Origin of the sequence: Arthrobacter sp. U41 (assembly GCF_007679325.1) — a bacterium.
Taxonomy (GTDB): domain Bacteria; phylum Actinomycetota; class Actinomycetes; order Actinomycetales; family Micrococcaceae; genus Arthrobacter.
This window is the reverse complement of sequence record NZ_VEGI01000001.1, coordinates 1,191,376-1,205,117: the sequence shown is the minus strand read 5'-3', so window position 1 is coordinate 1,205,117 and position 13,742 is coordinate 1,191,376. Positions and strand designations below refer to the sequence as shown.

Annotated in this window: 10 protein-coding genes; 9 read left to right on the top strand and 1 reads right to left on the bottom strand. The window is 63.6% G+C overall.

Annotation, left to right across the window (positions count from 1 at the left end; all coding sequences use genetic code 11):
- Window positions 1-34: 34 nt before the first annotated feature.
- The 7 genes from FS787_RS05510 (at window position 35) to FS787_RS18110 (ending at window position 10,875) form a co-directional block, all read left to right on the top strand.
- Window positions 35-3,934 (top strand): DNA-directed RNA polymerase subunit beta', encoded by a 3,900-nt coding sequence (locus tag FS787_RS05510; RefSeq protein WP_144671226.1) that lies wholly within the window; start codon window positions 35-37, stop codon window positions 3,932-3,934.
- A gap of 496 nt (window positions 3,935-4,430) precedes the next feature.
- On the top strand, window positions 4,431-4,805 hold the full coding sequence (gene rpsL, locus FS787_RS05505; protein ID WP_011692814.1) for a 30S ribosomal protein S12: 375 nt from the start codon (window positions 4,431-4,433) through the stop codon (window positions 4,803-4,805).
- Between the two features lies 1 nt (window position 4,806).
- On the top strand, window positions 4,807-5,277 hold the full coding sequence (gene rpsG / locus FS787_RS05500; RefSeq protein ID WP_011692813.1) for a 30S ribosomal protein S7: 471 nt from the start codon (window positions 4,807-4,809) through the stop codon (window positions 5,275-5,277).
- 69 nt (window positions 5,278-5,346) lie between these two features.
- Window positions 5,347-7,461 carry an elongation factor G gene (fusA, locus tag FS787_RS05495; protein ID WP_144671225.1) on the top strand — a complete coding sequence of 705 codons (2,115 nt, stop codon included), beginning with the start codon at window positions 5,347-5,349 and terminating at the stop codon, window positions 7,459-7,461.
- Between the two features lie 259 nt (window positions 7,462-7,720).
- A complete protein-coding gene (gene tuf / locus FS787_RS05490; protein WP_144671224.1) occupies window positions 7,721-8,911 on the top strand; it encodes an elongation factor Tu in 1,191 nt (396 codons plus the stop codon).
- A gap of 171 nt (window positions 8,912-9,082) precedes the next feature.
- A complete protein-coding gene (locus FS787_RS05485; protein ID WP_144671223.1) occupies window positions 9,083-10,636 on the top strand; it encodes a carboxylesterase/lipase family protein in 1,554 nt (517 codons plus the stop codon).
- Between the two features lie 113 nt (window positions 10,637-10,749).
- Window positions 10,750-10,875, top strand: a complete 126-nt coding sequence (locus tag FS787_RS18110; protein ID WP_260982408.1) for a hypothetical protein — start codon at window positions 10,750-10,752, stop codon at window positions 10,873-10,875.
- Between the two features lie 9 nt (window positions 10,876-10,884).
- Here the strand turns inward: FS787_RS18110 and FS787_RS05480 are convergent, their stop codons facing one another.
- Complete coding sequence (locus FS787_RS05480; protein ID WP_144671222.1) at window positions 10,885-12,312, bottom strand: GH1 family beta-glucosidase; 1,428 nt, start codon at window positions 12,310-12,312, stop codon at window positions 10,885-10,887.
- Between the two features lie 452 nt (window positions 12,313-12,764).
- Between FS787_RS05480 and rpsJ the strand changes: the two genes are divergently transcribed.
- Window positions 12,765-13,073 (top strand): 30S ribosomal protein S10, encoded by a 309-nt coding sequence (gene rpsJ / locus FS787_RS05475; RefSeq protein WP_038464699.1) that lies wholly within the window; start codon window positions 12,765-12,767, stop codon window positions 13,071-13,073.
- 17 nt (window positions 13,074-13,090) lie between these two features.
- The gene (gene rplC / locus FS787_RS05470) at window positions 13,091-13,741 is read left to right on the top strand and encodes a 50S ribosomal protein L3 (RefSeq protein ID WP_024366134.1); all 651 of its coding nucleotides are present in this window, start codon (window positions 13,091-13,093) and stop codon (window positions 13,739-13,741) included.
- The last annotated feature ends 1 nt before the right edge of the window (window position 13,742 follow it).

The following is a 13,742-nucleotide window of genomic DNA, read 5'->3' as shown; positions in this document are numbered from 1 at the left end:
CAGAATTTAGAGAACAAGAGAGAACAGGGACCATATGTCCAGCGAATCCTCCTTCGGCCTCATGCAGATCGGCCTCGCCACCGCGGAAGACATCCGTGGCTGGTCTTACGGCGAGGTTAAGAAGCCGGAAACCATCAACTACCGCACGCTCAAGCCCGAGAAGGATGGCCTCTTCTGCGAGAAGATCTTCGGCCCTTCCCGCGACTGGGAATGCTACTGCGGTAAGTACAAGCGCGTGCGCTTCAAGGGCATCATTTGCGAGCGGTGTGGCGTTGAGGTCACCCGTGCAAAGGTCCGCCGTGAGCGCATGGGCCACATCGAGCTGGCCGCCCCGGTCACGCACATCTGGTACTTCAAGGGTGTTCCGTCCCGCCTGGGCTACCTCCTTGACCTGGCACCGAAGGACCTCGAAAAGGTCATCTACTTCGCCGCCTACATGATCACGAGCGTCGACGCCGACAGCCGCCACGAAGAACTGCCCAACCTCCAGGTTGAGCACGACATCGAAAAGAAGCAGCTGATCGACAACCGCGACTCGGACATCGCCACGATCGCCCGCGACCTCGAGAACGAGCTTGCCCGTCTCGAAGGCGAAGGCGCCAAGGCTGCCGACAAGAAGAAGGCCCGCGACTCCGCTGACCGCCAGATGGCCAACGTCCGCAAGCGCGCGGATGCTGAAATCGAGCGCCTCGAGCAGGTCTGGGACCGCTTCAAGAACCTCAAGGTCGCTGACCTCGAAGGTGACGAAGGCCTGTACCGCGAACTGCGCGACCGCTACGGCATGTACTTCGAAGGCTCCATGGGTGCCGAGGCGATCAAGAAGCGTCTTGAGAACTTCGACATGCAGGCCGAGTCGGACATGCTCCGCGACGTCATCGCCAACGGCAAGGGCCAGCGCAAGACCCGCGCCCTGAAGCGGCTCAAGGTGGTCAACGCGTTCCTGACCACCAACAACAGCCCGCTCGGCATGGTGCTGGACGCCGTCCCGGTGATCCCGCCGGAACTGCGCCCCATGGTCCAGCTGGACGGTGGCCGCTTCGCGACCTCCGACCTCAACGACCTGTACCGCCGCGTGATCAACCGCAACAACCGCCTCAAGCGACTGCTTGATTTGGGCGCTCCGGAGATCATCGTCAACAACGAGAAGCGCATGCTTCAGGAAGCTGTTGACAGCCTCTTCGACAACGGCCGCCGCGGCCGCCCGGTCACCGGACCGGGCAACCGTCCGCTGAAGTCCCTGAGCGACATGCTCAAGGGCAAGCAGGGTCGTTTCCGCCAGAACCTCCTGGGTAAGCGCGTTGACTACTCCGGCCGCTCCGTGATCGTCGTCGGCCCGCAGCTGAAGCTGCACCAGTGTGGCCTGCCGAAGCAGATGGCGCTGGAGCTCTTCAAGCCGTTCGTGATGAAGCGCCTGGTTGACCTTAACCACGCGCAGAACATCAAGTCGGCCAAGCGGATGGTGGAGCGCTACCGCCCGCAGGTCTGGGATGTCCTCGAAGAGATCATCACCGAGCACCCCGTGCTGCTGAACCGTGCACCTACCCTGCACCGTCTTGGCATCCAGGCGTTCGAGCCGCAGCTTGTTGAAGGCAAGGCAATCCAGCTTCACCCGCTGGTTTGTGGCGCGTTCAACGCTGACTTCGACGGCGACCAGATGGCAGTCCACCTGCCGCTGAGCCCCGAAGCCCAGGCTGAAGCCCGCATCCTGATGCTGTCCTCGAACAACATCCTGAAGCCGTCTGACGGCCGCCCGGTGACGCTGCCCTCGCAGGATATGATCATCGGCCTCTACCACCTGACCACCAAGCGTGTCGGTTCAGCTGGCGAGGGCCGGATCTTCTCCTCCGTGTCGGAAGCCATCATGGCGTACGACCTGCACGAGCTGCACCTGAACTCCCAGGTCAAGATCCGGCTGGAGGGCTTCGTCCCTTACGCCGGCTGGGAAGCTCCGGAAGGCTGGGAGCCGGGTCAGACCGTGCTCGTCGAGACCTCCCTGGGCCAGGTCCTCTTCAACGAGACCCTGCCCGAGGACTACCCGTGGGTTGAGGATGTTGCCGACAAGGGCGAGCTGTCCCGGATCGTCAACGACCTCGCCGAGCGCTACCCGAAGGTGGTCACGGCGGCAACGCTGGACAACCTGAAGGATGCCGGTTTCTACTGGGCCACCCGGTCCGGCGTCACCGTCGCCATCTCGGACATCGAGGTTCCCAAGGACAAGCCGGTGATCCTTGCCGGCTACGAGACCATGGCTGCCAAGATCCAGGGCCAGTACGACAAGGGCCTGATCGACGACGACGAGCGTCGCCAGGAACTGATCGAAATCTGGAACAAGGCAACGAACGAAATCGCCCAGGCGATGCGTGACAGCCTGTCCCCGATGAACACCATCAACCGCATGGTGTCCTCCGGCGCACGTGGTAACTGGATGCAGGTCCGTCAGATCGCGGGTATCCGTGGCCTGGTAGCCAACCCTAAGGGTGAGATCATCCCGCGTCCGATCAAGTCCTCCTACCGCGAGGGCCTGTCGGTGCTGGAATACTTCATCGCCACGCACGGTGCCCGTAAGGGTCTGGCTGACACCGCGCTGCGTACCGCCAACTCGGGCTACCTGACCCGTCGTCTGGTGGACGTCTCGCAGGATGTCATCGTCCGTGAAGAGGACTGCGGCACCGAGCGCGGTCTCATGACGGCCATCGCGGTGGCTGACGCCAACGGCGAGCTGGTCCTGGACGAGAACGTCGAGAACAGCGCGTACGCCCGTACCCTGGCCGTGGATGTCGTTGACTCCAAGGGCAAGGTCCTGGCAGCGGGCGGCACTGACTGCGGCGACGTCGTCATTGCCGAACTGTTCGCCGCCGGCATCACCGAGGTCAAGGTCCGCTCCGTACTCACCTGTGAGTCCAGCGTCGGCACCTGCGCCCTGTGCTACGGCCGTTCGCTGGCCACGGGTAAGACCGTGGACATCGGTGAGGCAGTGGGCATCATCGCCGCACAGTCCATCGGTGAGCCGGGTACCCAGCTGACCATGCGTACGTTCCACACCGGTGGTGCTGTTTCCTCCAGCGGTGGCGACGACATCACCCAGGGTCTGCCCCGTATCCAGGAGCTCTTCGAAGCCCGTACTCCGAAGGGTGTCGCACCGATTGCTGAAGCAGCCGGCCGCATCGCCATCGAAGAGTCCGAGCGCCAGATGCGCCTGGTCATCACTCCGGATGACGGATCCGAAGAGATCGCTTACCCGGTGCTGCGCCGTTCACGTCTTCTCATCGAAGACGGCGATCACGTCAGCGTCGGCCAGAAGCTCATCAACGGTCCGGTCGACCCCAAGCAGGTTCTGCGCATCATGGGCCCCCGTGCCGCGCAGAAGTTCTTGGTGGACGAGGTCCAGGGCGTGTACCGCAGCCAGGGCATCGGTATCCACGACAAGCACGTCGAGGTTATCGTCCGCCAGATGCTGCGCCGCGTCACGGTCATTGAGTCCGGCGAATCGGATCTGCTGCCCGGCGAGCTCGCCGAGCGCAGCCGCTTCGAGGATGCCAACCGCCGCGTTGTGTCCGAGGGCAAGACGCCGGCTTCCGGCCGTCCCGAGCTCATGGGCATCACCAAGGCGTCCCTGGCGACCGAGTCTTGGCTGTCCGCAGCTTCCTTCCAGGAGACCACCCGCGTCCTTACGCAGGCGGCCATGGAAGGCAAGAGCGATCCGCTGCTCGGCCTCAAGGAAAACGTCATCATCGGTAAGCTCATCCCGGCCGGCACGGGTCTCCCGCGCTACACCGAGGTCACGGTGGAGCCCACTGAAGAAGCGAAGGCCAATCTGTTCACCGGCCCCAGCGCGTTCAGTGACTTCTCCTACGATTCCCTGGGCGGCGACGGGGCTCCTGAGTTCCACGCCATCCCGCTGGATGACTACGATCTGGGCAGCGACTTCCGCTAGCGGGCAGGGCGGGCCCTTTCGTGTCGCGTTCCGCGCCACGTAGGGACCCGGCCGCCCTGCCCTTGGCAGTTCATAGCCTGAACCACGGGATGGTCCCTCACTGCAAGGTGGGGGACCATCCCCGTTTAACCCTCGAGTTGCCGGCGGAGGAGCCCGGTTCCGCGCCGATTAAGGGCTGGGACCCGTCCGTGTTAGACTTGAGACTAATTGTTATTGTGGCAGTGGATGAGTGCGCCGGTTGTAGCTAGACAGCTTTGAGCTGAAAGGCTGAGCCAGGACGACGTTTCCGGTTTGCAGGGTTCTTGTGCAACGTATGCCACATTTTCGCATGCCTAGGGGCAATTCAGGATGGAAGTCCGTGGATCCCGGCGTGCGGTCCGACTATTAAGGCTTCGCCTCAGCTGCTCTGGAGAGAACTTCAAAGCTCGAGCGGCGGGGCGCAGCGACAAGAGAGCGGCTGCCAACGGCCGCTCCGGATAAAACGGAGAACACGAGAGTGCCTACGATTAACCAGCTGGTCCGCAAGGGCCGCACGCCTAAGGTCAAGAAGACCAAGGCTCCCGCGCTTAACGGCAGCCCGATGCGCCGCGGTGTTTGCACCCGCGTGTACACGACGACCCCGAAGAAGCCGAACTCGGCTCTGCGTAAGGTTGCACGTGTGCGCCTCAACGGCGGCGTTGAAGTCACCGCGTACATCCCCGGTGTAGGCCACAACCTGCAGGAGCACTCCATTGTGCTCGTCCGTGGCGGCCGTGTTAAGGACCTTCCGGGTGTCCGCTACAAGATCGTCCGTGGCGCCCTCGATACCCAGGGTGTCAAGAACCGTAAGCAGGCTCGTAGCCGCTACGGCGCAAAGATGGAGAAGAAGTAATATGCCTCGCAAGGGTCCGGCCCCCAAGCGGCCGCTAGTTCTAGATCCCGTTTACGGCTCCCCGCTGGTCACCCAGCTGATCAACAAGGTGCTCGTTGACGGCAAGAAGTCCACCGCAGAGCGCATCGTTTACGGTGCACTCGAAGGTGCTCGCGCCAAGTCCGGCGGCGACCCCGTTGCAGCCCTCAAGAAGGCCATGGAGAACGTCAAGCCTTCCCTCGAGGTCCGCTCCCGTCGTGTCGGTGGCGCCACCTACCAGGTTCCGGTTGAGGTCAAGCCGGGTCGCTCCACCGCCCTCGCCCTGCGCTGGCTGGTTGGCTACTCGAAGGCCCGCCGCGAGAAGACCATGACCGAGCGCCTCCAGAACGAGATTCTGGATGCCTCCAACGGTCTCGGTGCCGCTGTGAAGCGTCGCGAAGACACCCACAAGATGGCCGAGTCCAACAAGGCCTTCGCACACTACCGCTGGTAATACTTCCCGGACGCCGCCGGCTCAACCGAGCCGGCGGCGAACGTGCAGTCCATCCGAAAGGGAGACACCGTGGCACAGGACGTGCTTACCGACCTTAGCAAGGTCCGCAATATCGGCATCATGGCCCACATCGATGCCGGCAAGACCACTACTACCGAGCGCATCCTGTTCTACACGGGTGTGAACCACAAGATCGGCGAAACGCACGACGGCGCTTCGACGACTGACTGGATGGAACAGGAAAAGGAACGCGGCATCACCATCACGTCTGCCGCCGTGACCTGCTTCTGGGAAAACAACCAGATCAACATCATTGACACCCCCGGCCACGTGGACTTCACGGTTGAGGTTGAGCGCTCCCTGCGCGTCCTCGACGGTGCAGTTGCCGTGTTCGACGGCAAGGAAGGCGTGGAGCCGCAGTCTGAGACTGTTTGGCGCCAGGCCGACAAGTACAACGTCCCGCGTATCTGCTTCGTCAACAAGATGGACAAGCTCGGCGCTGACTTCTACTTCACCGTCGACACCATCATCAGCCGCCTCGGTGCCAAGCCGCTCGTCATGCAGCTGCCGATCGGCGCCGAGAACGACTTCATCGGCGTCGTCGACCTGCTCTACATGCGTGCCCTGGTCTGGCCCGGCGACTCCAAGGGTGACGTCACCATGGGTGCCAAGTACGAGATCCAGGAGATCCCGGCTGACCTCAAGGAAAAGGCTGAAGAGTACCGCGCAACGCTCGTTGAGACCGTTGCAGAGTCCTCCGAAGAGCTCATGGAGAAGTACCTCGAAGGCGAAGAAATCTCCGAGGACGAGCTCAAGGCCGGCATCCGCAAGATGACGATCAACTCCGAGCTCTACCCGGTCTTCTGTGGCTCCGCGTTCAAGAACCGCGGCGTCCAGCCGATGCTTGACGCCGTCGTGGACTACCTGCCGAACCCGCTCGACGTCCCCCCGATGATCGGTCACGATCCTCGCGACGAAGAGAAGGAACTGACCCGCAAGCCGTCCTCCGAGGAGCCGTTCTCGGCCCTGGCGTTCAAGATTGCTGCTCACCCCTTCTTCGGCCAGCTCACCTTCATCCGCGTGTACTCCGGTCACGTGGAAGCAGGCGCCCAGGTGGTCAACTCCACCAAGGGCAAGAAGGAGCGCATCGGCAAGCTGTTCCAGATGCACGCCAACAAGGAAATGCCGGTCGACGGCGCTACCGCAGGCCACATCTACGCAGCGATCGGCCTGAAGGACACCACCACGGGCGACACCCTGTGCGACTCCAGCAACCAGATCGTCCTCGAGTCCATGAGCTTCCCGGAGCCCGTGATCTCTGTTGCGATCGAGCCGAACACCAAGGGTGACCAGGAGAAGCTCTCCACGGCCATCCAGAAGCTCTCCGCTGAGGACCCGACCTTCCAGGTCTCCCTCAACGAAGACACCGGTCAGACCATCATCGCCGGCATGGGCGAGCTCCACCTGGACATCCTGGTGGACCGCATGCGCCGCGAGTTCAAGGTCGAGGCAAACGTGGGCAAGCCCCAGGTTGCTTACCGCGAAACCATCAAGCGTGCTGTAGAGCGTCACGACTACACGCACAAGAAGCAGACCGGTGGTTCGGGCCAGTTCGCAAAGATCCAGATCGCGATCGAGCCGCTGGACACGTCCGAAGGCGAGATGTACGAGTTCGAGAACAAGGTCACCGGTGGCCGCGTTCCGCGCGAATACATTCCGTCCGTGGACGCCGGTATCCAGGATGCGCTGAACGACGGCGTCCTGGCCGGCTACCCGGTGGTCGGCATCAAGGCCACGCTGGTTGACGGCGCATACCACGATGTTGACTCCTCGGAAATGGCGTTCAAGATCGCCGGCCGTATGGCTTTCAAGGAAGCCGCACGCAAGGCGAACCCTGTCCTGCTCGAACCGCTGATGGATGTCGAGGTCCGCACCCCTGAGGAATACATGGGTGAAGTAATCGGTGACCTCAACTCCCGCCGTGGCCAGATGCAGTCCATGGAAGATGCCCAGGGCGTCAAGGTCATCCGTGCGCACGTTCCGCTGTCCGGCATGTTCGGCTACATCGGTGACCTGCGTTCCAAGACCCAGGGCCGCGCTGTGTACTCCATGACGTTCAACAGCTACGCCGAGGTCCCGAAGGCAGTTGCCGACGAGATCATCCAGAAGAACCGCGGCGAATAGTCCCCGCGACTCTCGCAGCTACAAACTCGGGTGCGTCTCTAACTACGGAGATTCGCCTGGTGCAGATGGCCGGTCCCGGTCAGCCGCTTCCGGTCACGCCGGATCCGGCCATCTGCTCCGACAGACTCGTGGCACTAGTATTAGTTCCTGAATCTGCAATTTCATCAAACCAAAGCCCCCCAAGTAGACTTACTGGAGTTTCTGCCGCGACAAGCGCGGTCGAAGGGTAAGTCATTTGAAAACGTTCTAGGAGGAACCTGTGGCAAAGGCAAAGTTCGAGCGGACTAAGCCGCACGTTAACATCGGCACCATTGGTCACGTTGACCACGGTAAGACGACGTTGACGGCCGCGATTTCCAAGGTGCTGTACGACAAGTACCCGGCCCTCAACGAGCAGCGCGACTTCGCGTCGATTGACTCTGCTCCCGAAGAGCGCCAGCGCGGCATTACCATCAACATTTCCCACGTTGAGTACCAGACCGAGAAGCGCCACTACGCACACGTAGACGCTCCGGGTCACGCTGACTACATCAAGAACATGATCACCGGTGCTGCACAGATGGACGGTGCAATCCTCGTGGTTGCCGCCACTGACGGCCCGATGGCTCAGACCCGCGAGCACGTCCTGCTCGCCCGCCAGGTTGGTGTTCCCTACCTGCTGGTCGCGCTGAACAAGTCGGACATGGTTGAGGACGAAGAGCTCCTCGACCTCGTCGAAATGGAAGTTCGCGAGCTGCTTTCGGCTCAGGGCTTCGATGGCGATGAAGCTCCGGTTGTACGCGTTTCCGGCCTGAAGGCTCTCGAAGGCGACCCGGTGTGGGTCAAGTCCGTCGAGGACCTCATGGAAGCTGTCGACGAGTCCGTTCCGGACCCCGTACGTGACCGTGACAAGCCGTTCCTGATGCCGATCGAAGATGTCTTCACGATCACCGGCCGTGGCACCGTTGTTACGGGCCGCGCCGAGCGTGGAACCCTCGCCATCAACTCCGAGGTCGAGATCGTCGGCATCCGCCCGGTCCAGAAGACCACGGTTACCGGTATCGAGATGTTCCACAAGCAGCTCGACGAAGCATGGGCCGGCGAGAACTGTGGCCTCCTGCTCCGCGGTCTGAAGCGCGACGATGTCGAGCGTGGCCAGGTTGTCGTCAAGCCGGGTTCCATCACCCCGCACACCGACTTCGAGGCTAACGTCTACATCCTCTCCAAGGACGAAGGCGGACGTCACAACCCGTTCTACTCCAACTACCGCCCGCAGTTCTACTTCCGCACCACGGACGTAACCGGCGTTATCACCCTGCCGGAAGGCACGGAAATGGTTATGCCCGGCGACAACACTGAGATGACCGTTGCGCTCATCCAGCCCATCGCCATGGAAGAGGGCCTCGGCTTCGCTATCCGCGAAGGCGGCCGCACCGTTGGTTCGGGACGCGTTACCAAGATCCTCAAGTAATACTTGCTGATCTGTGTTTAGATCCCTGATCGGTTCAGCCGTCTGACGGCCTCCGTGAAGTAAAGAACAGCCCCGCTGCATTAGCAGCGGGGCTGTTCTTTTTTGTGCCGCCTCACTGCCGCAGGACCAACGCCCCTTTCGGCGCCCGGCGTCGGGGCCCACGATGGTGTGATGAACGTAGTGGTCAGGACTGCCAGTGGTGAGTTGCGCGGCAGCACCGCCGCGGGCGTGCACTCCTTTCTCGGGGTCCCCTACGCCGCGCCGCCTTTCGGCGCGAACCGGCTGCAGCCGCCGCAGCCGGCCGAGCCGTGGTCCGGCGTCCGGAACGCCACGATGCTGGGGCCGGAGCCCCCGCAGGTGGCGCCTCCGCCCACCGGCGGTACGGTCACCGGTGCCGCGGAAGACTGGGCGGACGTCAGCTCCGCCTTCGCCGCGGTGGATCGCGCCGCCCCGTCTGAGGACTGCCTGAACCTCAACGTCTGGACGCCCGATCCCGGCGCCGCGAAGCTCCCGGTGATGGTGTGGATCCAGGGCGGCATGTTCGAACTGAGCTCGACGGCGGCCTACGACGGCAGCCGCTTCGCCCGGGACGGGGTGGTCTGTGTTGTCATCAACTGGCGTCCCGGCGCGGAGGGATTCCTCTACCTCGACGACGGCATCGCCAACCTGGGCCTGCTCGACCAGGTCGCGGCGCTCCAGTGGGTCCAGGCGAACATCGCCGCCTTCGGCGGGGACCCCGGCAATGTCACGGTGTTCGGCGAGTCCGCCGGGGCGATGAGCATCGGCATGCTGCTGGCGATGCCCCTGGCCGAGGGGCTGTTCACCCGGGCCATCCTGCAGAGCGGCGCAGCCCACCAGGTCACGCCGGCCGGGGACGCGTTGCGCATCGCCGGGTACCTGGCCGGCAGGCTCGGGGTGCCCGCCACCCGTGAGGCGATCGCCGCCGTCGGAGTCCAACGGCTCCTCGAGGCGCAGACGGCGCTCAAGACCGTGTTGCTCGCCGACCCGGACCCGGAACGGTGGGGTCAGGCCGTCGTGGCGAGCACCATGCCGTGGCAGCCGGTCATCGACGGCGACATCCTGCCGGGCCCGCCGATCGAGCGCATCACGGCGGGAACCGGGGGAGAGGTGGACGTCATCATCGGCACCAATACCGATGACTGGCGGCTGTGGCTGGTGGCCAGCGGTGCGATGGCCCGTATTACCATCGACATCCTGTCCGGTCCGGTCCGTGCCTACGGCTATCAGTCCCTGGCGGCCTACGGGCTGCAGGCCGAACAGGCCCTGTCCGCCTACCGGATGCGATACCCCGAAGCGACGCCCGGTGATCTGCTGGCCGCTGTCCAGACGGACTGGTGGATGCGGATCCCCGCCATACGGCTTGCTGACGCCCACGCCGCCGCCCATGCGGGCGGGGGCACGTACATGTACGAGTTCGACTGGGCGGCGCCGGGCCTCGGCGCGGTCCACGCCGTCGAAGTTCCCTTTGTCTTCGACACAGCTGCCCCGGACGCCCCGCTCTTCGGGCCGTTGCTGGGAAACGATCCGCCGCAGGACCTCGCGCGCAGCATGCACGCCGCGTGGGTTTCCTTCGCAGGCACCGGGGACCCTGGCTGGCCACGGTATGACCTTCGACGGCGGGCCACCATGCGGTTCGGCGCTGTCTCCCGGGTTGTGGAGGATCCCCGGCCGTGGGAGCGCGCCCTGTGGGAAGGCATCCGCTGACACAGGTCCGGTGATCGCTGCAGAGGCCGCCCGGCACCGGGCAGCGAGCCGGGGGCCATGGTTGACCAGGGCCGGGCGCTGATATCGTTGCTTCCAAACGAAGGGAGCTCACAATGGGCTGGTTTATTTTCCTGTTGGTGGTCGTTGCCGTCGTCGCCGGCGTCTTCTGGGCCAAGAAGCACTTCCGCCACGAGATTGAGCGGGCCAAGCGCATCAACCGGGCCAACAAGAACCAGTAGCCCGCAGGCTCAGGCCCTGCGTGCCCGGCTGAGGGCCTGGTACCAGTAATAGGAATCCTTGGGCGTGCGTTCCTGGGTGTCGAAATCCACATGGACCAGGCCGAACCGCTGCGAGTACCCGGCGGCCCATTCGAAGTTGTCCATGAGGGTCCAGACGTAGTAGCCCAGCAGTTCAACGTCCTCAGCGATCCCGCCGGGAGCCGTGGCGTCCAGGGCATGACCCAGATGGGACGCGATGTAGTTGATCCGGTCGGCATCGGCAAGGGGACCGGACACATGGTCCGGCTCGGGGAAGCTGGCCCCGCTTTCCGTGATGTACAGCGGTGGCAGCGCAGCCCCGTACCTGTCTTTCAGCTCCCGGAGCAACGGGCCCAGATGGTCCGGCGCCACGGGCCAGCCAAAACCCGTGGTGGTGTATTCCGGGAACGCAGCCATATGGAACGGCATCTTGAGCATCGCCTCGGCACTGCCCACGGGGCTGTCGCCCGAACCGCGTCCGGTGGCGACTTTGACGGGGTAGTAGTAGTTCAGCCCGTAGAAGTCCAGGGGCTGGTGGATGGTCCGCAGATCGGCGTCGGAGATTTTCCCCAGCGACCGGAACCACGGCCTGGCGACGAGCGGAACCGTGGGGTACCGGCCCAGGAGGATCGGGTCCGCGTAGACGCGGTTCAGGGTCAGGTCGAAAATGCCGGCCAGGAATTTGTCCGACATGGAGCGGGTTGCGGGCCGTACCGGGGAATGCAGGTTGGTGACGCCCACGGCCCCCGTGACCGCCTCCGCACGCAACGCCTGCACTGCGAGGCCGTGGGCGAGGAGCTGGTGATGAACGGCCGGCAGGGCGTCGAAGAGCAGGTCATGGCCCGGGGCGTGGACGCCGAGGGCGTAGCCGTTGAGGGTGACCGACACCGGTTCGTTGAGGGTGACCCACTGGGCCACGCGGTCGCCGAAGCGCCGGCCGGCCGCCGCGCTGTACTCGGCGAAGCGTTCCGCCGTGGAACGGTTCAGCCAGCCGCCGCGGTGTTCCAGCGGCAGGGGGGTGTCCCAATGGTAGAGGGTGGCCATCGGGGAGATGCCGGCCCCGAGCAGCTGGTCGATGAGCCGGTCGTAGAAATCCAGTCCCTGGTTGTTGAACGGTCCGGTGCCGTCGGGCTGGATCCGCGGCCAGGAGATGGAGAAGCGGTAGGAGTCGATGCCGAGGGTGCGCATCAGCTCGACGTCCTCCGTGGTGCGGTTGTAGTGGTCGCAGGCCACCGCGGGGGAGTGGCCGTCCTGGATGCTGCCGGGTTTTTCGACAAAGGCGTCCCAGCCGGAAGGCCCGCGGCCGCCGGCGGCGAGGGACCCTTCAATCTGGAATGCGGCGGAGGCCACGCCCAGCTGGAAATCCGGGCGCAGGCGCGCGGCCAGGGCCTGAACTGCTACGGAATCCTGCACAGACATGACCCCATCATCCCCACGCTGTCCGCGGAAGGCAATGATCGGAACGCCGGTTCCGCCGTCGTCCGGGCCCCGGCGTGCACTCCGTACGGGTGCCGGGACCACCCGCGACCGGCCGCTGATTGGCTTATGCCCGTTAATTCCGGCATACTAGATGAGTTGTTCAAGCGCTCTTTCGCGTCCCGATCCGGATAATGCCGGGTGTCAGGGTCCAGGTAGGAGCCCAAACATAACCCACTCCCCATGGAACTGCGGTCGAGTACGCGTGCACAGCGCGACACGCCCGACCGCGGGGGTCGGTTACGCCGGCAGGTTGAGGAACCCGGATTCATCCGGATTCAGCTTGTGCGGCGGGTGGTAGTTAAGACTTCAAATGCTTCGGCAGCCACACAACGCGTAAGTAAACAGGGCAGCCCCAAACAGGGGAAGCACAGACTGAAAGAGAGTCAGGCGACATGGCGGGACAAAAAATCCGCATCCGGCTGAAGTCATATGACCACGAGGTCATTGACGTTTCAGCACGGAAGATCGTTGAGACGGTCACGCGCGCAGGCGCCACGGTAGTAGGCCCTGTGCCGCTGCCGACGGAGAAGAACATCTACTGCGTCATCCGCTCTCCGCACAAGTACAAGGACAGTCGTGAGCACTTCGAAATGCGTACTCACAAGCGTCTGATCGACATCATCGACCCCACGCCCAAGGCTGTTGATTCGCTGATGCGTCTCGACCTGCCGGCCGACGTGAACATCGAAATCAAGCTGTAGGGAGGTGCTGAGAGACTATGACCGCAACCCGTAACGTAAAGGGCCTGCTGGGCACGAAGCTCGGCATGACCCAGGTCTGGGACGAGAACAACAAGCTCATCCCCGTCACTGTGGTCCAGGCTGACTCGAACGTCATCACGCAGCTGCGCAATGCAGACACTGATGGCTATGTCGCCGTTCAGATCGGCTACGGCCAGATCGATCCCCGCAAGGTCACCAAGCCGCTGGCTGGTCACTTTGAAAAGGCAGGCGTCACGCCTCGCCGCCACGTCGTAGAACTGCGCACTGCAGATGCTGACTCTTACGAGCTGGGCCAGGAGCTCTCCGTAGAGCTCTTCGAAGCCGGCCAGAAGATCGACGTCGTTGGCACCACCAAGGGTAAGGGCTTCGCCGGTGTTATGAAGCGTCACGGCTTCCACGGCGTTGGAGCTTCCCACGGTGCCCACAAGAACCACCGTAAGCCCGGTTCAATCGGTGGCGCATCCACCCCGAGCCGCGTCTTCAAGGGCATGAAAATGGCCGGCCGCATGGGCGCCGTTCGTCACACCACGCTGAACCTCACGGTCCACGCGGTTGACGTCGAGAAGTCGCTGCTCCTGATCAAGGGCGCCGTCCCCGGCGCCCGCGGCCAGGTCGTACTCGTACGCACCGCCGTGAAGGGAGCCTAGT

Bases quoted from the DNA above. Each gene is read 5' to 3' on its own strand.
- FS787_RS05510 (WP_144671226.1), top strand. From the start codon at position 35: ATGTCCAGCGAATCCTCCTTCGGCCTCATGCAGATCGGCCTCGCCACC.
- rpsG (WP_011692813.1), top strand. From the start codon at position 4,807: ATGCCTCGCAAGGGTCCGGCCCCCAAGCGGCCGCTAGTTCTAGATCCC.
- FS787_RS05485 (WP_144671223.1), top strand. From the start codon at position 9,083: ATGAACGTAGTGGTCAGGACTGCCAGTGGTGAGTTGCGCGGCAGCACC.
- FS787_RS18110 (WP_260982408.1), top strand. From the start codon at position 10,750: ATGGGCTGGTTTATTTTCCTGTTGGTGGTCGTTGCCGTCGTCGCCGGC.
- FS787_RS05480 (WP_144671222.1), bottom strand. From the start codon at position 12,312: ATGTCTGTGCAGGATTCCGTAGCAGTTCAGGCCCTGGCCGCGCGCCTG.
- rpsJ (WP_038464699.1), top strand. From the start codon at position 12,765: ATGGCGGGACAAAAAATCCGCATCCGGCTGAAGTCATATGACCACGAG.
- rplC (WP_024366134.1), top strand. From the start codon at position 13,091: ATGACCGCAACCCGTAACGTAAAGGGCCTGCTGGGCACGAAGCTCGGC.